This is a genomic window from Tychonema sp. LEGE 07196, assembly GCF_963890365.1.
Classification (GTDB): Bacteria; Cyanobacteriota; Cyanobacteriia; order Cyanobacteriales; family Microcoleaceae; genus Microcoleus.
The window spans coordinates 14312-34836 of sequence record NZ_CAWPRX010000223.1; the positions used below are offsets into that span (position 1 = coordinate 14312).

The window sequence follows — 20525 nt, forward strand, 5'->3', positions numbered from 1 at the left end:
GTCCAACTACCAGCAGTCCGCTGTATTATATTTCACTAAAAATAATTAACAGTAACCGAGAGCACCAACGGATACAAGTTTCCGACAAAAGTTGTGGATACCCCAAAATTTTAGGCCAGAGGGACAGTCACAGATTCACTGCGCCGCAAGTCCATGATTCGATCCAAAATCTTCAATCTCCCAATCGACAGCACAGCACCCACAGCCGTTCAGTTGATACCCGCAGGTTAGTCACAGGAGAGAGAGAGTCGATCGAACTTTGACCCAAACCTTAAAAATAAACTCTTGCGGTTGTAGAAGTAGCTGCCTCTGATTATAGTAAAACAGCATCGCCACTAACTTATTTCAGGGTACTTAACTGCTAATATATTCAGACAGATTTTAAGGAGCAGGTTGGGAATCGACCAACTCGCCCGTCTGAAGACCAGCCAAATCTTAAAAAAAGACAAACCCAATCAACTAAACTTGCCTCAATAACATCTAACATCTAACATCTAACATCTAACATCTAACAGCCCAGCAGGAAAAATGAATCAACATACTTGTATAATTGCCGCCCCGGACACAAACCAATCGCCAAGCTTTGTGGGCGATTGCTTGTTTTTCGCGATCGGGCGGCACAGTATTCTCCTGCCTAGTTAACTGTTCATACTTAACAGGAACATACTAAAAATATTCAACTCAAATACAAGAGCAGGGTATTCAAAAGTGGCAAATCAACAATTACAAAATAAAGCAATACAATGCCTGAATGTCCAGGAGGCGCTGCAGCAAATGGAAGCAAAATATTACAGTATGTTTGAAAATGCTGTTTCCGGCATTTTCCAGACCACACCCGAAGGGCGTTACCTCAGCGCTAATCCAGCTTTGGCTCGGATTTACGGGTACAATTCCCCAGCAGAATTGATGGGGAATCTGACCGATATCAGCGATCAGCTTTACGTCAATCCCGATCGCCGCAGCGAGTTTGTTTCGGCTTTACAAGCGCGCGGCATCGTATCGGATTTTGAATCGCAGATTTATCGCCGAGATGGCGCAGTAATTTGGATTTCGGAAAATGCGCGAGCAGTCCGCGATTCCGACGGCAAATTGCTTTATTACGAAGGGTTTGTCGAAGATGTTACTCAGCGCAAAAATGCAGAAACTGCATTGCGAGAGAGTGAAGAACGCCTGCGAATGGTAATAGAAGGCGTTAAAGATTATGCTATATTCATGTTAGATACTAAGGGATATGTCGCTAGCTGGAATTCCGGCGCTAAAAGAATTTTTGGGTATGAAGCCAGCGAAATAGTAGGCAAAAACTCGGAGTGCTTTTATGTGCCTGAAGATATTAAAATTGGCAAACAGCAAGAAAAATTAGCCACAGCTACCGCAGCAGGTAGATATGAAAGTGAAAGCTGGCGGTTCCGCAAAGATGGCTCTCGATTTTGGGCGAAGATTATTGTGACTCCTTTGCGGGATGAAAGCGGAGAGTTGCAAGGCTTTTCTCAAATCATGCAGGACATTACCGAGCAAAAGCGGACTGCAGAAGAAAAAATGCAGTTGATTGCTTCTTTGCAAGAATCGGAAAGGAAGTTTCGCACTCTCTACGAATCGACAACTGATGCGGTAATGCTGTTAGACGAACAGGGATTTTTGGATTGCAATCCAGCAACTTTAAAGTTGTTTGGCTGCAGCACAGAATCTGAGTTTTGCGGCAAGCATCCTTCGGCATTTAGCCCACCTTTACAACCGAGTGGAGAAGATTCTATAAGTCTGTGTCAAGAGCAAATTAATACGGCAATCACCACAGGAAGTTGCCGTTTTGACTGGCTGCACCGACGTTTGGACGGTTCCGAGTTTCCGGCGGAAGTGCTGCTAACTTCTATGGATATCGGCGGCAAAATTTGGCTGCAAGCTGTGGTGCGCGATATCACTTATCGGGTGCAAGCCCAGGAAAATTTGAAGCAGGCTAACGAGGTGTTGGAATGCCGGGTTAAAGAGCGGACAAGTCAGTTGGAAGCAGCTATTAAAAAGTTGCGTTTGTCGGAAGAAAAATTTTCTAAAGCTTTTCGATCGAGTCCAGATCCGATGACTATTACTACTTTTTCAGGCAATTTTATTGAAGTTAATGATAGTTTTTTAGCGATGACTGGCTACAGTTTAGCAGAAACTATTTACCATACAGTAGATGATTTAAATATTTGGGTGAAGCCAGAAGAACGAGTTAATTTTAGGAAAATATTGCAAGAAAAATATATTGTTCGTAACCAGGAATGCGAATTTCGGGTGAAGTCGGGATCGCTGGTGGTGTGTTTGCTTTCAGCAGAGTTGATTGATTTGGAGGGCGAACTTTGTATGCTGGGGGTGATGACGGATATTACCGATCGCAAACGTGCAGAAGAAGCCCTGCGGGAAAGCCAGCGGGCACTGGCGACGCTGATGAGCAATTTGCCGGGGATGGCCTATCGTTTTCGCAATGATGCCGATCGCAGTATGGAGTTTGTCAGCGAAGGTTGCTATCAATTATCCGGCTATTCTCCTGAAGAATTTATCGGCACCAGGCAAATTTCTCTCTCGGAATTGACACACCCGGACGATCGCGATATTTTGTGGAATGCCATTCAAATAGCCTTGGCAGAAAATCGCCCCTATCAGCTCAATTATCGAATAACTTGTAAAAATGGCGAATTAAAATGGGTTTGGGAGCAAGGTTTGGGAGTGTATTCTGACTCTGGAGAATTGATAGCTTTAGAAGGGTTAATTACTGATGTTTCCGAGCAGAAACGCAGTGAAGAAGCTTTGCTGCAGTCGCAAACAGAGTTAACTCAACAAAAACTTCAGCTAGAACATACTTTGCACGAATTGCAGCAAACTCAAGCGGTATTGATTCACACTGAAAAAATGTCTACTCTCGGTCAAATGGTAGCAGGTGTGGCTCACGAAATTAACAATCCCGTTAGCAGCGTCTGCGGCAATCTCGTCCACGTCGGCCACTACACCGAAGATTTGCTAAATTTGATCGATATGTATCAGCAGCACTGCCCGCAGCCGCCCGCACCAATTCAAAATAAAATTGAGGAAATCGAGCTAGAGTTTCTGTTAGAAGATTTGCCAAAAGCGATGTCCTCGATGCAGATTGGGGCCGATCGCATTCGGGAAATCGTGCGCTCTCTCAGAAATTTCTCTCGCAAAGACGATTCTCAAATGAGCAAAGTCAACCTGCACGAAGGTATTGAAGGAACGCTGCTAATCTTGCAAAGCCGGTTGAGGGCGCGCGGCAACTATCCCGAAATTGCGGTAATTAAGGACTATGGAAATTTGCCTTTGGTTGAGTGCTATTCGGGTAAAATAAATCAAGTGTTTATGAATTTGATCGGAAATGCGATCGACGCGATCGAGGAATACAACGCAGGGCGATCGGTAGAGGAAGCCCAAGCTAACCCCAGCAAAATTAAAATTAGGACAGAAGTCCAAAACTCCAACGCTGTAATTCGGATTTCTGACAACGGGCTAGGGATGCCGGAAGAAGTTTGCCAGCAGTTATTCGAGGCTTTTTTTACCACCAAACCCGCCGACAAAGGCACCGGTTTGGGCCTGTCAATTTCCTATAAAGTTGTCCAAGAACACGGCGGCACCCTGAGTTGCGTGTCTGCACCGGGCCAAGGAGCCGAATTTATCATAGAAATGCCGATCGAGCAAATTAGTTATTAGTTATTGGTTATTGGTTATTGGTTGTTAGTGATTGGTTATTGGTTATTGGTTATTGGTTGTTGGTTATTGGTTATTGGTTATTGGTTATTGGTTATTGGTTATTGGTTATTGGTTATTGGTTATTGGTTAACCGCTAACAGCTAACAGTCAACAGTTAACAGCCAACTGCTAACAGCTAACAGTCAACAGTTAACAGCCAACTGCTAACAGCCAACTGCTAACAGCCAACAGCTAACAGCTAACAGTCAACAGTTAACAGCCAACTGCTAACAACTAACTGCTAACAGTCAACAGCTAACAGTCAACAGCTAACAGCTAACAGTCAACAGTTAACAGCCAACAGCCAACAGCCAACAGCTAACAACTAACAACTAACAACTAACTAATGACAACTAACAACTAACTAATGACACCTATCCCAATAAATTCGAGCCACCTTATCCCCCGGATTTTGCCGCCAACAATCCGCAAAAAGTCCCCCAGCTTCCCTAAAATTATTCATATCGTACAAAGACAAAGCCTCAGCAAACAACTGCAAAGTAGCCAACTTTCCCGCCTTAACTTCCGGCAAATCCGCATCAAAAACTTCATAAACAGTCACCCATTCAGACTTCCCCTTAACCTGAACCTTATCAATTACCCGAATCGCATAATCAGCAGGATTTGTCAAGCGATCGAAAGTCTGTTGACTAATTAACAGCGACACCCCATAATTCTTCGTCAAACCCTCCATCCGAGCAGCCAAATTAACCGCATCGCCGATCGCAGTACCCTCCATCCGGCTGTTTCCGCCAACAGTACCCAGCATCAAAGAACCAGTATTAATTCCCACCCCAATCTTAATCGCCACATCGCCTGCAGCAGCGCGCTGTCGATTGTATTCAGCAAGACTGTGCAGCATCGCAATTCCCGCTTTCACAGCATCATCCGCACCCTCACTAAACAAAGCCATAATTGCATCGCCAATATATTTATCAATAAACCCCTGATTTTCTAGAATCAGCGGTTCCATATAACTCAAATATGAATTTATAAATTTGAAATTTTCTTCTGGTGTCATCTGTTCCGAAAGAGTCGTGAAATCGCGAATGTCAGAAAATAGCACCGACATTTCCAACTCCACCGCATCTCCCAATTTAACATCAACAATACTGTCACATCCCAAAAAAGATAACAACTGATCGGGTACAAAACGACTTGTCGCCTCAACAATATCTAATTCTGCCTCCAGTGAAAGTTGCAAACTGCGATTGACCTCAAAAAGCTCCTCCATGAACTTTTTGCGATCGGCCTCAGCTTCTTTGCGTTCTGTGATATCTAGAAGAGTGTTGATAGCATATACAATTTTGTTCTGCTGATCGTAAATCGGGGAAGCATGAATTTCTAGGGGAATAATCTTATTTCCGTGCCGGACTTCTAAATCGTCAGCCACCGAAGTTTCGCCCCTCAATGCCCGAATGACGGGCAAGTTTTCCACAGGGCAAGGTTCAAGACTTCCTGCTGGATAAACTTGATAAACCTCTGACAGTTTTTCGGCTGGGATCTCAGACACGACTCCTTTGTTAAATATCTCTTTTGCTTTTTTATTGATATAGTAAACTTGGCCATCAGCATTCAGCACTCCCACGCCGATCGGCATTGCTTCCAAAAACTGCATCAAACGATTTTCGTTGTCGTGGAGTGTCGCAATCAGTAGCGATTGCTCGCGGTTTAAATCAGCCAATTCCTGATTCATTTGCTGAAGCTGCGCGTTTTGTGATGCCAGAAGTTGATTTTGCCGATAACTGTTTACTGCTTCTTTTACCGTCAAGCTCAAGTCTTCTTGTTGCCAGGGTTTGGCTATATAACGATATAAATTTGCATTTTTGATGGCATTGCCCACCGCCTCAATATCTGCTTGCCCCGTCAGCATAATTTTGATAGTTTGGGGCGAAAGTAGGTGGACTTGTTTTAATAGTTCATCTCCCTTCATCTCAGGCATGATGTGATCGGAAATAATTAACGGTACTTCATACCCATCTAACAATAATTCTTCAAGCAACTCTAATGCTTCCTCCCCACCCTCGGCAATTTCGACCAGATAAGCATTGCCGACAGCTTCTTGGAGCTCTACTTTGAGGCTCTTGAGTACAGTGTTGTCATCATCTACACAGATTATTACCTGTTGTTTCATAACTTCAACAAACCAGATTTTATGGTTTCCAGTAAATCGGCTTCCGACCAAGGTTTAGATAAGCAGCGATGGAGATTAGCCTGCTTTTTTGCTCTGTCAACTGCTACTTCGTCAGCTTGACCGGTCAGCATAATTGTAATAATATGGGGGTATTGTTTGTGAATGCGTATTAGTAACTCATCTCCCTTAATACCAGGCATCAACCAATCAGAAATAATCACAATAACGCTAGTTTCTTCGTCATAGAGTTCGCCGATCACCTCTAATGCCTCTTCAGCATCTTCGGCTCCTTCATAGGTGTAGGCATCCCCAAATTCTGCTGCTAGCTGCGTCCTGAGACTATCTAACACCATTCTCTCATCGTCAACGCACAAAATGACTGGTTTAGACATTTATTTTTTCTCCTTCGTGAGTTTTTATTAGTAGGAAAAGTAGTAAAGTGTATTAGTATGCCCGATCGCATTTTAAGATGCTAGCTCGCGATCGCACCGCCGATCGTTACCTTGGTTTTTTACCAAAATACTTGCTGACAATCCTCTTGGCAGAGTTCAAAAACCCCGTTTCTTGGTTTAAGTGCGATCGCCAATTAAATGCCACGAAACAACGGATATTCAAGTTCTCTCCCCTCCCCAGTCGCCGAAACCAAGACATCTAAATGCGTAAGCTTAGCCGAGCATAACGCACCGTACAGCGATTTTACCTCGATTCCCGGTAGAATCCGAGTTATTGATCTCAAAACGCTTTAACTTTTGCCATCCTCCCAATGGGGTAGATTGCAGATGGAATGGAACTAAATAAAACCCCACCTACTTACTGCGTTATATCCTTTGCCAGATATTTCACCTCCTTATAGAACCCATTTGACATCTTTGAGTTTTTAGGTTGGGTGACGAGAAATATAGACAGAAACTGGTTTCTGAGATTTACGCTCATGGCGAGAAACCGGGTTTCTTGGAGTTTTAGGTTGGGTGACGAGAAATATAGACAGAAACCCGGTTTCTGAGATTTACGCAGAATAGATATCAAATGGGTTCTATATAGCGGTTCTCAAGCGTCGTGAGGATAGCCCGGTTTGGCCTATGCCCTGTTTGGCCACGGAGCCCGGTTTGGCCTATGCCCCTCATCTTTCCCTTGAAAAGCTATACACCAATTATTGGCAGAAAAACATTAAATGTAGTTTGACCCGGAATCGATTCCACCTCAATCTTTCCCTGATGTTTGTCAACAATCTTCTTGACAATATCCAGCCCCAAACCGCTGCCTTCTCCCGGAGGCTTAGTAGTAAAAAATGGGTCAAATATTTTTCCTTTTATCTCCTCTGGTATGCCCTTACCGCTGTCACTAACACTAATCTTAGCCTGCTCGTCTTGTTTCGTCACATCAATAGTTAGCGTCCCCCGATAATCCATTGCTTGCAAAGCATTGTGAACCAGATTTGTCCACACTTGATTCAGTTCGTCGGGATAGCACAGTACCGGCGGAATTTCCGCATAGTTTCTAACTACCTCAATGCCTTGTTTCAATTGATTTTGATATAGAGTTAAGATAGTTTCTATCCCTTCTGCAATGCTGGCGCTTGTCTTGATGCCAGACTGTTCGTAGCGGGCATAGGTTTTCAAAGCAAAAACAACTTTTGATGCTCTATCTGTGGCTGTGTTGATAGTGGCAATACCTCTTTTTAATTCTGACAGTTTGTAGGCGGTTTCTACAAGATGCAAACTGTCCGGTCTTTGCAGCAGCAGTAGAAAAGTTTCGATTCGATCGTAGACCCCCATCATGACTAATCTATCGGCCACAGTATCCGCACTCTCAATCTCTAATGTTTCGAGTTGGCTTCTTAAAGCTCTCTTTAATTTGCGTTCTTCTTTGGTTGATAAGTTTGTAGATTGTTGGAGAGAATACTGAAGTAATTCTAAGAATTTCTGTCCGGCTTCTGGGGAGAGAGATTGAAAAAGTGCGGGCAATTGTTCGAGAGTTCGATCCAAAAACTTAGAAACATTGCTTGCACTGGAACGAATTGCACCTAGGGGTGTATTAACTTCGTGGGCAACTCCGGCTACAAGCTGTCCTAAAGCTGCCATTTTTTCTGATTGAATCAATCCTTCTTGTGTAGTTTCAAGTTGTTGGAGAGTATCGCTGAGTTGCTGATTTTTTTGGTGCAGAGCTAATTCTGCCTGTTTGCGATCGCCAATTTCTCGGCACACCGCGTGCAGAATTTCTTTTCCATCTAAAGGAATTACTGTCAGCAATACTTCTACCCAAAAATCTTCTCCATCAGTGCGGCGGTGCATCCATTCAAAGCGGTGATTTCCTCGATCGAAAGCCAGGGCTGTCATTGCTTCAGCTTTTTCAAAAGAGTTTCTACCGTCAGGTTGAAACTCGGGGGAAATTTGAGCCGGATGCAGAGAAAGAACCTGTTGTTTGTCCGTGCAACGCATCATTTTAACTGTGGCGGGGTTGCAGTCAATAAAAGTGTTGCCATCTAACAGAAAAATAGCATCGGCAGATTGCTCGTAAAGCTGTCGAAAGCGAGCTTCTGACTGCTGGAGTTCTTGGGTGCGTTCTGCTACTTTTGCTTCTAAGTTGCCATAGAGTTGGGCATTTTCTATGGAAATTGCCGCTTGCGAGGACAAGATTTTTAAGAGGGCTAATCTGTCGGAAGTAAATGCACCCGTTGTCAGGTTGTTTTCTAGGTACAGAATTGAAACAAGCTTGTTGTTCTCGATCAGAGGAACGCAAAGAATAGATTTAGTTTGATGTGCCTTGATATAAGTGTCGTTAGTAAAGTTACCTTCACGAGCAGCATCATGGAGAACAACATATTTGTGAGTGCGATCGACATAATTAATAACGGCTTTTGAGACTAATTCACTGCTTTCAAGTGGGATTGACTGCAATAAATTGATGCTGTCGCAATCAACTGCACCGGATGCTTCAATTAGCAGTTTTCCCTGAGATTTCAACAACAAGTAGCCTACCTCTGCGCCAGCATTCTCAATCAGAATCTTCATCAATTTTCGGAGTAATTGCTCGATCACTATTTCACCAGCAATGGCTTGGGAAGCTTTGATAACTGTAGCTAAATCTAAAGCTGTACTTGAACCTGTGGTAGTGTGAGTATCGATCGCGATCTTGCCTGTGTTCTTAGTGATACTGGCAGAAGATTGAGCCCGTAATTGTGGATATCTTGCTTCTAAATTCTCAACTTTTGCCCTAGCTTGCCAGCGAGTATAGCCGTAGTGTGCTCCTTTGAGATAAGTTTGGGCAATCTCCTCCATACCGCTTGCCAGATAAAATTCCGCTGCTAACTCACAGGCTAAAGCTTCATCTTGAATATATCCGGTGTCTCTTGCTCCTTTAATCGATCGATCGTAAAGTTTGGCGGCTTGCCAATTTTGTCCCAAGACTCTTGCTTTTTCAGCTTCTACTAAATCGTATTTATGTTGAAAATTAATCGGTGTGCGATTGCTCCATTTTTTGAGTTTATTTTGATTAAAATTGACTGTCTCAAGATATTGAATTTTTTCTTCAATTTCAGCAGTTGGATACAAAGCTAAAAGGGATAAAGAATAATAAAAAGGTTGTTGGGCCGCAGGTAGCAACCCTGCCATTGCCTGTTCGTAGTTGGTAGCGATTGCTGCATTATTTACAGCTTCATGATAGTCTTTAAATAAATAACTGAGAATACTTTTTACTAAATGGAGGCAAAACAAAGAACTAAAATTGTTACTTTTTTGTAAAACAGTCAGCATTTCTTCTTCATTAAAAACTTTACCTATCAAATAATTATTATTTTCTGCTTTATCCATTAAATTCAAGGCTAACTGTACCCAAATTTGGGCATAATATAGCGAAAATACCTGTTTGGATTTATGCAGGAACTCAATATAAGCCATCTGCTTCTGATAAGCTGATTCCAGAGGCTCTCCCACCAAAATTAGATAGGCACAATAATGAATAGCAGAATAGCCTGCAAATTCTAAATCTCCCGTTTCCAAACCAAATTGAACTGTTTCGCGCAAAGCTTCTATTGAGGCGCGAGCAGGCTCTTTCCAATGTCTGATAAAAGCATTAAAAACTTCGTGGACTTTACACTTTATATCTCTGGACTCAAATTTCTCTAACACTTGCAATGCCAATCTGCCAAACTGATAGCCTGCTTCAATATCATCCATTCCCGTACATAAGAGAACTCCATAAAAAGCATAGCCGAAAGCAGCTTGGGGCGAATTTCCTTGCTGCAAGCAGAGTTCGATCATGGTAAAGGCGATCGTCGGTAATAGTGTAGGATTGCTAATATAGGCAGGACTAAATAAATTCATCAAAATCCGCATGGCTGACAGCAAAGCAGGGTCAGTCATTTCTGGCAAATTGTAGAGGCTTTCAATATTTAAGTTATTTGGTGGTGATTCTGACAAAGTTACGCCCAGCATTTTCAGTAGTTCTAACCCCGTATCTATTGCCGATGACATCTGGTTTTGAACGCAAGCAAACTGAATTTTTGCATCATAAACCTTGAATTTATCCAGCACTGTTTTAGCATTTTGCAGCACAATCTCAGCCAGATTTTCAGCTTCTTCAAAGTTGGTATTTAAATATTCTACTTCTACGGCTTCTGTATAAAGATTGAGAGTTAATTCGTACTGGGCTTGCCAACTATCTTCTGCTAAGAGTTCTAATCCTTTACGCAAATATTGAATTGCTGCACTATAAGCTGTCGATTCTTTTGCTTTCCGACCCGCTATTAAGTTCAGTTTAGCAATTTCGTTTCGCTCTAGTTGGCAGGTGATAAGTTCAACACCTATATTGAAACGATCGATAATTTCAAATATTTTTTCTGGTAGCGTTTCTGGCAACATATTTTGCCTGAGCAGGCGACCAATTTTTAGGTTAATGGCTTTTTTATCTGATTCTTCAATTAATTCATATGCAGCTTGTTGTATGCGATCGTGTCCAAATTTATAATTTTGAATTAAGAGGTTGGAATTAAGTTCAGAGAGAGAAACAATTAAGTCCGATTGCATTGCTACTTTGAGGTTGGCAAAATTTTCTACTGCAGATTTACTACTGATAATTGATAGGGTATTCAAGTCAAATTTTGTACCTATACAAGCTGCTAGGCGCAATATGTCTTGAGTTGAATCGGGCATTTTTTTGAGTTGGTTAATTATTAATTCAATCACGTTGTCGGCGACTGCCATTTCTTCAATATCGGCGATATTCCACTGCCATTCTTGTAAGTCGATTTCAAAAAAAAGTAACTTTTCAAAATACGCATTTTTCAAAAACTCATTGACAAAGAAAGGGTTGCCATGAGTTTTTATAACTACCAATTCTGCTAAGGATTTTACCGTTTCTGTGTTACTCTTTAATGTATCGGCAATAAGCTGGCTAATATGTTCTATCCCTAAAGGTGAGAGCGTTATTTTGTTGACAATTGCTCCTGCCGATCGGATGTCTTCTAAAGCCACCATCAAGGGATGAGTAGAGCTGACTTCGTTATCCCGATACGCTACTATTAAAAATAAGTATTGGGTCTCTGCATCCGCCATCATTAGTTGAATTAATTTGAGAGAAGCAGAGTCTGCCCATTGTAAGTCATCTAAAAAGATAATTAACGGATGGTTTCGATCGCTAAAAGTGCTAATAAAGTTTTGAAATACAAAATTAAATCGATTGTGAGTTTCGGTCGGGTTTAAAGTTGGGACTGGAGTTTGTTTGCCGACTATCAATTCTACTTCTGGAATTACGTCAATAATGACTTGACCGTTGACTCCCAACGCTGCTAAAAGTTTTTCCCGCCATTGGTTAAGTTGTTCTTCTGTTGTTGTTAACAGTTGGCGCACTAAATTAGAAAACGCAGCTACCACCGCAGAGTATGGTATATTGCGCTGAAATTGCTCGAATTTTCCCGCAATGAAATAGCCTTGCTCGCGAGTGATTGGTTTGTAAAGTTCTTGTACTAATGTCGATTTTCCGATCCCAGAATAACCAACTACCAACATCATTTCGGTTCTGGAGCGGGCAACAGTTTCTTGCTTTCCTGCTTGGCTGATTCGTTCAAATGCCTCCAGTAAAGTGGCAATTTCTGTTTCGCGCCCGTAGAGTTTCTGAGGGATTTTAAACTTGTTATCAATATCTTGGTATCCGAGGGCAAATAGTTCTATTTTGCCTCGCTCGTGTAACTGGTTGAGACATTTTTCTAAATCGGCTTTGATGCCAAAAGCACTTTGATATCTCTCTTCACTCGTTTTGGCCATTAATTTCATCACAATACCTGAAACAGCTTCAGGAATTTCTGGATTAACCTGATGAAGCGTAGTGGGCTGTTTGGCAATATGACAGTGTACCAACTCCAAAGCATCCTCACTGACAAAGGGAAGTTTTCCAGTGAGAAGTTCGTAGAAGGTGACACCTAAAGAGTAAAAGTCCGTGCGATAATCGAGATAACGATTCATCCTCCCAGTTTGTTCGGGAGAAATATAAGCTAACGTCCCTTCTAAGATATTGGGGTTTTTCAGAGTAGGATTTTCGCGAGTGAATACGGTGGAAATGCCAAAATCTATAATTTTAACTTGTCCTGTTTCTCGACTAAAAATAATATTTGCAGGGTTAATATCCTTGTGAATAACGTTGGCAGCGTGAATCTGACCCAAAATCTCTGCTGTTTGGATAGCTATGCTGAGGAATTGCGGTAGGGACGCAATATTTTTGGCTTCTACAGGGTCATTCATCAACACCTTCAAAGATTTAGCGCCAAAATCTTCCATGATGATGACCGGCCTGTTTTGATAATCCAGAAGCCTATAGGCTTCGATTGCCCCTTCTATATTCAGATTGCAGGTGATTTCATACTCCTGTTTGTAGCGGATGAGTTCAGCAGGCGTGGGATAATCTTTTTTGAGCATCTTGAGAATAACAGACTGGTTATCCTGTTCTCGGATACCTCGATAAACTATTGAGTTAGCGCTGTCGTAGATTTGCTCAACCAGGTGGTAGCCGTCAAGTGCGTCAATCATAGAGATTCCTTTGAATTTGTAGTTGACCTCAATCATTTGTGTGATTATTGTAGGGCAATGCCCCACGCGCGGCGTAGCTGTCGCGCAAGCGAGTCGCTACAGTGGGGGCGATCGCGGAGGACGAACCCTGCATTTTTTATACACATTCTGAGAGTTCGCTACGGGACTTAATTACCCTCTTCGATCGACTGGAAACCAAACTCAATTTCTCATCTACTGTATCCTTTCAAAATTGTTGACTTTTCTAGACTCACAGAAGAAGGCTATAGGAGCGATCGTCAGAATCAGCAGTCAGACAAAAATAATTACACACTATATAGCCTGAAAATTTCTTTTGGCAATAATCTATGCGTGTAAATATTTCCGTCCAAGTTTTGATACGTTTAGAGTCTAGCGTTGTCCGTAATCATACAGATTCGGGTCCTGACTCAGGGGCGACTCAGAACTAAGGTTTGCCCCAATACGCTTGGCAACAGCACAAGCAGCGTTAATGCCGGTGTGCAAGGCACCTTCAGTCCAACCACCAGACCAGGAAACGCTGTCACCAGCTAGGTATAAGCCTCGATCGCTCTCAGGAGAAAGCGCGCTGAGGAATTGATAGTACGCCGCATGAATGCTCGGTTCTTGACCTGGATACTGTAGCTTGAAAGCACCGTAGGCATAGGGCTGAGCCTCCCAGTCTATATTCAAGATGCAGTCGGGGTCGTTGTTTAAAGGCACGAGATTGTTAGCAAACTCGGGGCTGACTTGGGCAATTGCCTGCCTAAATAGCTCGAACCGTCTCATTTTGTCCGGCAGTCCCAACAGTTTGCTCGAATCGTCACCCCAGGTATAACTGATTAATACAACGCCATTGTCGATTTTCGGGTAGTCAAGAGCATAAACACCGCGAGGCAACTCATCAGTCTGAATGTTCTGCGGGATGTGTTTGGGGTCATCCTTCCAAAATTTCTTTTCTGTGAGGACAAACATCTTCGAGGAGTCCATCAGGTGGAGGTTGCGGATTGCCACTTCAACAGACTGCTCGACCACGCTTTTTGGAGGCGAAGAAAGCGTCATGCCAATCATCTCCATTGCACGAGTAGAGGTTGCTACGATCGCAGCCTGGAATCGTTTGTACTTCTGTTGACCATTCTCCACGTAGTAGACGATCGGTTCGCCCTTCATGTATTCGATCGCGGTTACTGGCGTACTCAAGCTTACTGCATTAATGCCTTTGAGCGACTGCTTCGTGCCATCAGGCTTAGTGACCGGCTGGGTGTAGAATTTGTCCGTCACTTGGCTAATTCCACCCGGCAGGAACTGCTGGTTGTCCTCCCACATATTAACGATAATCCGCAAGATTTCCAGGAAACTGACTTGATACAGGGGACCGAAGCCACCCGATCCGATACCCAAGGCACCGAACTTGTTCATGTCCTCATCACTCCATTTGGGGAGTCCTCTCCGCACCCCATCATAGAAGCTGATGTCTTTGTACTTATTAATGTAGTGCTGCCAGATGATCTTTACTTCATCCCACTGTTGTTTTTGCCAGACATCATAGAGTGGTTGCACCAACCCCCGAACAAAGTCTGACCAATCCTGGCCAATTCTTTTAAAGTCAATGTCCTGGGGTGTATCTTCTCCTGGTGGCCAATTAATGATAGTGTTCTCGTAATACAGTTTGGTCAGCACCTTGCCCGGATCGGGGAACTGACCGTCACAATTGAGATCGAACAACTTAAAGTAGTAAAATAAGAGCTTGCCTGACGGTGGAAAGCGCATGGAACCCATCTCAGCGAAAGCCTCAGAATTCTTGAATTTCAGCGAGTAAGCACGCCCTCCGATCCGGTCGGTTGCCTCAAATATGACTGGCTTAACGCCAATTTTGAGAAGTTCATACGCCGCCACCAGACCAGCGACTCCAGCACCAACGATCGCTACCTCAGTGTCCCAAAGTTTTTTGGGAAGTGTAGCAATCTGAGGATTCTTTGTGATGAAGTCAACATAGTCGTAGAGAGTGTCAATATACGGCCATGCTACCCAATCAGCTTGAGGCAGTGGCTTGTCTTGGATATTTGTCCGAAATGACATGGTATCTCCTTTAGTCGTTTCAAGAAAACAGGGTTTTGTGGTGGCGGATGCAGATTTATCCTATGAACGCCACCTTGCCTGCTGCACAAATTATGCTGTGGCAACCTATCGAGAATTGATGGGCAATATTGTCACCAGAACTAAGCCGAACGGACGATCGGTCGCACTAACTTTATAAAAATGGATTAGCGGGACTTAAACAAGTATAAAGGGAAAAGAACGTTTACTCTGATTGTTGATGACTCAGGACGCCGATCGATGTATAAAAGATGTCAAAAGGGTTCTATAATTAACTATTTTCGGCAAGGGCTAAATGACACCCGATGCAAGACAGACGCACCGCAACGTTCCAATCCCAACTTGTGTTTAGCAGTACCATATCCTTTGTTGTTTGTCAAGTCATATTCGGGATACTTAACGGCCAAGCGCACGATTAATTCATCGCGCCAAACTTTGGCGACAATACTAGCAGCGGCTATCTGAATCGATCGCGCATCACCCTTTACCATCGTCTCTTGTGCGATCGACAAATTGGGTATTCTTTGATTGCCGTCAACCAAACACAAATCGGGAGTAACATTCAGCTTCAAAATCGCCCGCTTCATCGCCAACAAAGAAGCCTGCAAAATATTGAGGCGATCGATCTCCCGCACCGAAGCCACACCAATTTGACAGTCAACAGCCACAGCCCGGATTTTTACGGCTAACCGACTCCGGGCGGAGGCACTCAACTGCTTGCTGTCGCGCACCCCGCAACTTGCTAATTCATCTGCGACTTCCTCGGGCAGAATGCAGGCGGCCGCCACCACGGGCCCGAACAAAGCTCCCCTTCCTACTTCGTCCACACCTGCAATTATCTGAGTCCGAGAGGGGGATTGGCCTTCGGTTTCGCTCAGGCTAGAGAGGGGGAGATTGGGGGAGGGGGAAAGATGGAAAGATGGGAAGAGAGTAAAAATTTCTACTTTTTTGTTCTTTGTTCTTCCTTCTTCCTTCTTTCCTCCTCCCTCTGACTGGAGATCAGTCATCTACAACAGCAGACGAGCGACGGCGGCGGCGGCGGTTGATCGCTGGCTCTTCGGCGGGTTCGCTTGATTCGCTTGATTCAATCGACTCATTCGACTCATTCGACTTATTCGACTCGTTTGAGTCATTGGATGTCAAAGGCTGATTCAACTCGCTTGACTCATGGAATTCGATCGACTCCTCGAATTCGATCGGCGGCTCCGATGCTCCCCATTCATTCGATTCGTCCATCCCATCGCTGGTTTCCTCCTCGTCGCCAGCAAAATCATCCATGAGGTCGATCGAACTTGCACCGTAAATTTCAACCTCATCATCAAGATCGAGATCCTCCTCATCATCCTCATCACCCAGAGAAAATACAGGCTCAACTGCCGATATTTCTGCATAATAATCGGCTTCCTCAGCCTTCTGTGCTGGCGCGGGCGGTTCAAATTCAAATTCGAGCTGCTCGAAAGACGACTTGTTCGGGGGTTCTCCGGGGAGTGTCACCGAAACGATCGCATTCTTAGGATTTTTTACACCGCGATCCGTCATCACCAAAGGAGAAACTCCCATCAGAGCATAAACATCCTGCTCCTCGGCTGTCATTTCCACCGAAATCATTTCAGGAGGCTCCACCATCGGCTTCATCAACTCAGACTTAGTTGGACGCACGCGCTCGAAATCCTCGCGCCTGCCAACAGCAGCTATATTCACCAACCCGAAGCCCTCAGAAGCGGCGCGGATGCCGGGGGGTGCGAGATACTCAGAGCGCGTCTCCACTTGGACGGGCGCGCTGTTGGTATTCGGCAGTCGCAACTTGTTGCGTACCGGTTCCTCCTCGGCTACAGCAAAAGGCTCTTCGCCAATTCGGCGACGGCGGCGGCGTCTGGTTCCGTTCCCCAAATCCTGATAGCTGGGATGGTTGAGCAAGTCCAAAGACGAGGCGTTACTGCCGGTTTCAAAATCCAAACTTTCGCTAGACGGTTCCCAAGCAGCCCGAGCTGGTTCGACGGAACGTTCTTCTCTTACTGGTGCAGGAGTTGCAGCCGCCGTAGGTGTCAGGCTGCGGCGTTCCAATCCTTCTGGCAAATTCAACAAAACGCGGTTGGAGGAACCCACAGTGCGATCGGGCGATTCCCGCACGGCACCGGCGATATCGTCTTCGCCGGGGAGGTGTACCAAATGCCCCAAGCCGCTGCAAGTCGGGCAACTGTGGCCGAATAACTCGTAAATATTTTGACCTTGGCGCTTGCGAGTGAGTTCTACCAGCCCCAATTCCGACAGTTGAGCGATTTGCGGCCGAGATTTGTCTGCTTTGAGAGCTTTATTGAAATGTTCCAGCACTTGCAATTGATCGCGGCGGGATTCCATGTCGATAAAGTCAACAATAATTACCCCGGCAATATTCCGCAGCCGCAGTTGTCTGGCAATTTCGGTTGCTGCTTCGCAATTTGTCCAGAGTACAGTTTCGCGAGCTGTGGCCGATCGAGTAAACGAGCCTGAGTTGACATCGATCACCGTCAGGGCTTCAGTCGGCTCGATGATCGCGTAACCGCCCGAAGGCAAATCTACCCTCGGTCTGAGGGCTTCTCGAATCGCAGCGTTGACGCGGAAAAATTCTAAAATCGAGGCGCGCTCTCGGTGGTGGTCGATCAAAACTCCTGCAGGAAGTTTACCGCCGTTCCAGCTCATCAACTGCTGTTTGACACGCTTAATGCCATTTTGCGAGTCCACCACAATCCGATTCACGTCACCGCTGAACATATCCCGGAGTACCCGCTGGATAAAATCGTCGTCGCGGTTTAGCAGTGCTGGCGCTCGGGAAGTACCGCCTTCGAGTTGAACGGATTCCCACTGTTTTTGCAGCACTTCCAAATCTTCCATGATGGCTTCTTCGGTCATGCCTTCGGCTTCGGTGCGTACCAGCAGCCCCATCCCGGCCGGTTTCACCAAAATAGCCAGGGCTCTGAGGCGGTTGCGCTCGGCTTCCGACTTGATCCGGCGGGACAGATTGACTCCCCGGCCGTAGGGCATCAGTACCAAATAGCGGCCGGGCAGGGTGATATTGCCTGTCAGCCGGGGGCCTTTGCTGCCCGTCGGTTCTTTCATCACCTGTACCAGCACTTTTTGCTGGGGGGTGAGGAGTTCTGTAATTGCTCCTGCCGATCGTTTGAGCCGCAGCGGGCCGAGGTCTGTGACGTGCATGAACCCGTTGCGTTCTGGGTCGCCAATATTGACGAAGGCCGCATCTATCCCAGGGAGTACATTTTCGACAATTCCCAAGTAAATATCGCTGACTTGGTGGCTGCCTGTGGCTACCACGAGTTCTTGAATTTGATCTTCGGAAAAAACGGCAGCAATGCGATGCTGCTCTGCTATAACTATCTGCTTTGTCATTCAATTTCCTCAAAAAAATGGCAGCAAATTAGAGACACTTACGCACGCTCATAGTGCCTCTTACTTTGACTGTAATTATTAGTAGTAGCAGGAAGAGTTATTAGCTGTGAGTTGGTTCAGGGTGGAATGACTGTTGACTGTTGACTGTTGACCGTTGACTGTTAACTGTTGACTGTTAAGTTAAGAGGGCCCGCACGCACCATCCACCGCCACTACTGACTGTTGACTGTTGACTGTTAACTGTTGACTGTTGACTGTTACAGATACAGTGTTTGAATCCACCCGATCGCGAGTTATGAGTTATGCTTCGCAGACTGAGCTGGAAGATAGAAATAAGGACGTTTTTACCGAGTTATAAATATTGAATTTTGATTTGTGAATTGCAAACTCTCTCACTCAATCTTCAACACTTCCAACTCTTCCTTTGAACGAGCGTGAATAAATTCAGTGACTCCGTACCAATTTCTTAACACACAACTTAACACTACGAACTGATAACTCCGCTTGCGTGGTTGAGGGCTGGTTTTGAGCAAAAGTTAAGTAGGATTGAAAGCGCGTAGACTTTTGTTGAATTCTTGCGGGATAGCGGTCAACTTACCCCAGCTTGACATTCTTCGACTGCGACTTTTGCCTGTGCCAACCCTAAAACCTCTTGACTCGATTTTAGATACTTCGACTTCGCTGTAGAAGTTTGAGATACTTCGACTTAGCCGTACAAGTTTTAGATTTACTCCACAGATGAATCAGGGAGCAGGAGCTAGAATCTAAAATCTCAAATTTTTGCTTCTTTACGACGATTGTCGAGAGCTTGTCTCTGTTTTCCGATCGAGGTCAAAAATATCTATTGTTGAATACCAGCAGAGCGGCTTGAACCGTGAGATTTGTGAGTAAGCCGACGATCGACAATGAGTCGATCGATCGAAATTAATCGCTAAATTTGGTTCAGGCCCGGCTCCTGCGGGTTTGGCACTAGATTTAGCCGGTCAACGTACAAAAAGGCTTAAAGTCTTGAACAGAAGCAGTTTCACCCAGCCCGCGTTGCTGGTTGACTCTTAGCGACGAGCGACTAAAGCGCTCGAGCCGCTGCGGCTTCCATAACAAACAATTATAGCTTAAGCGACACATCCCGATCGATAGCCCTAGTGAAATATTTCACCAGGGCTTCCCTATCTTAACAATAACCTAGGATTAGCTGACTGCGCTGAACTTGCAGAAGCTGAATTTCCTGCCCGCTGACTTGTTCGAGCATGAACGCAAGATGTTCGGGCTTGAGCAAGTTGCCATCGCTGCGACAACTGCCGGTATAGCGCAAAACTGCTCTACCTTCGGATGTACCGCCACAGGCAGAGGCGCTGCTGGCTGGTAGCTGCTCTACAAGTTCTAGTTTGTGCAGCCGATCGCGCAAATTGACATTTTTAGTTTTTCCCGACTTAGTAGTGTGCACCCGCCAAAAAGCCTCTGTTTGGACGATCGCCTTGACCCAAGCTTCCCAGTTAGCCCTAGAATCGCCGGAGACAGCAGTTGAATTTTCACCTTCAAAGTCGCCATTTTCTGCCAGCGGGCCTGTTGCTGCGACAGTAACGATATACTCAGCCGCTTCTAACAACTGGTTAGCAGAAGGAGCTTTGAGGTCGATCTGTTCCACCCGGTAAATCGGGATATTTTCTGGCAGAGTCGCTGCCATTTTTTCCCGAAACACCTCAATATCGATCGGCTCCGTCAGCTCAAAATCAGCAATTTCCCCTGTGCTGGTGACACCCAGAGGCAGAGCATTTGCTACAGAAATCCGAGGATTCGGGTGAAAGCCGCCGGTAAACGAAATCGGCAAATTGGCGCGGCGGACAACTCGATCGAACAATCGCAGCAAATCCAAATGACCCACCAAAGCCATATCGCCCACCTTCCCGAACCAAACCCGAACGCGCTGTTGCCGCTCAGTATTCGGCACGAACTCACCGGCAAACTCAGGAATTGGCAGCGCATCCACAACCACATTGTGTCCGAAATCCGTGCCGCAAACCCCGCAGCGCGAACACCCTTCAAAGGAACAGTCGGGAACCGTCGCCGCTTCCAAAGCATGAAGCAAGTCATTTTTCAGCCAGTTTTTATCGATCCCCGTGTCTAAGTGATCCCAAGGCAAAGGTCGATCGAGGGAGAGGGGG

At 45.1% G+C, this 20525-nt stretch carries 9 protein-coding genes; 2 read left to right on the plus strand and 7 right to left on the minus strand.

The features are described 5' to 3' along the window. Positions 1–708 precede the first annotated feature (708 nt). Positions 709–3693: a PAS domain S-box protein gene (locus AACV78_RS28360; RefSeq protein WP_194010590.1), complete on the plus strand. Its 2985-nt coding sequence runs from the start codon at positions 709–711 to the stop codon at positions 3691–3693. A gap of 403 nt (positions 3694–4096) precedes the next feature. Here AACV78_RS28360 and AACV78_RS28365 read toward each other — a convergent pair whose 3' ends face one another. The 4 genes from AACV78_RS28365 to AACV78_RS28380 all read right to left on the minus strand — a co-directional run bounded on the left by AACV78_RS28365 (position 4097) and on the right by AACV78_RS28380 (position 14961). Next, the gene (locus AACV78_RS28365; RefSeq protein ID WP_194010589.1) at positions 4097–5866 is read right to left on the minus strand and encodes an adenylate/guanylate cyclase domain-containing protein; all 1770 of its coding nucleotides are present in this window, start codon (positions 5864–5866) and stop codon (positions 4097–4099) included. Next, a complete protein-coding gene (locus tag AACV78_RS28370; RefSeq protein ID WP_194010588.1) occupies positions 5863–6258 on the minus strand; it encodes a response regulator in 396 nt (131 codons plus the stop codon). Before AACV78_RS28370 ends, AACV78_RS28365 begins: the two co-directional genes overlap by 4 nt. Before the next feature lie 747 nt (positions 6259–7005). Further along, a complete protein-coding gene (locus AACV78_RS28375) occupies positions 7006–12885 on the minus strand; it encodes a trifunctional serine/threonine-protein kinase/ATP-binding protein/sensor histidine kinase (RefSeq protein WP_194010587.1) in 5880 nt (1959 codons plus the stop codon). Between the two features lie 390 nt (positions 12886–13275). Then, on the minus strand, positions 13276–14961 hold the full coding sequence (locus AACV78_RS28380) for a flavin monoamine oxidase family protein (protein WP_194010586.1): 1686 nt from the start codon (positions 14959–14961) through the stop codon (positions 13276–13278). Between AACV78_RS28380 and AACV78_RS28385 the strand changes: the two genes are divergently transcribed. Further along, complete coding sequence (locus tag AACV78_RS28385; RefSeq protein WP_194010585.1) at positions 14960–15139, plus strand: BREX system ATP-binding domain-containing protein; 180 nt, start codon at positions 14960–14962, stop codon at positions 15137–15139. The two genes, AACV78_RS28380 and AACV78_RS28385, sit on opposite strands and share 2 nt — an antisense overlap. 115 nt (positions 15140–15254) lie before the next feature. Here AACV78_RS28385 and AACV78_RS28390 read toward each other — a convergent pair whose 3' ends face one another. From AACV78_RS28390 to AACV78_RS28400, 3 genes are all read right to left on the minus strand, one after another. Then, positions 15255–15986 carry a ribonuclease HII gene (locus AACV78_RS28390; RefSeq protein ID WP_194010584.1) on the minus strand — a complete coding sequence of 244 codons (732 nt, stop codon included), beginning with the start codon at positions 15984–15986 and terminating at the stop codon, positions 15255–15257. Then, complete coding sequence (locus AACV78_RS28395; protein ID WP_194010583.1) at positions 15979–18363, minus strand: ribonuclease E; 2385 nt, start codon at positions 18361–18363, stop codon at positions 15979–15981. The genes AACV78_RS28390 and AACV78_RS28395 overlap by 8 nt, the downstream gene beginning before the upstream one ends. Positions 18364–19534: 1171 nt before the next feature. Beyond that, positions 19535–20525 (minus strand): TIGR03936 family radical SAM-associated protein (locus tag AACV78_RS28400; RefSeq protein ID WP_194074361.1); only part of this gene is annotated, 991 nt, incomplete at its 5' end.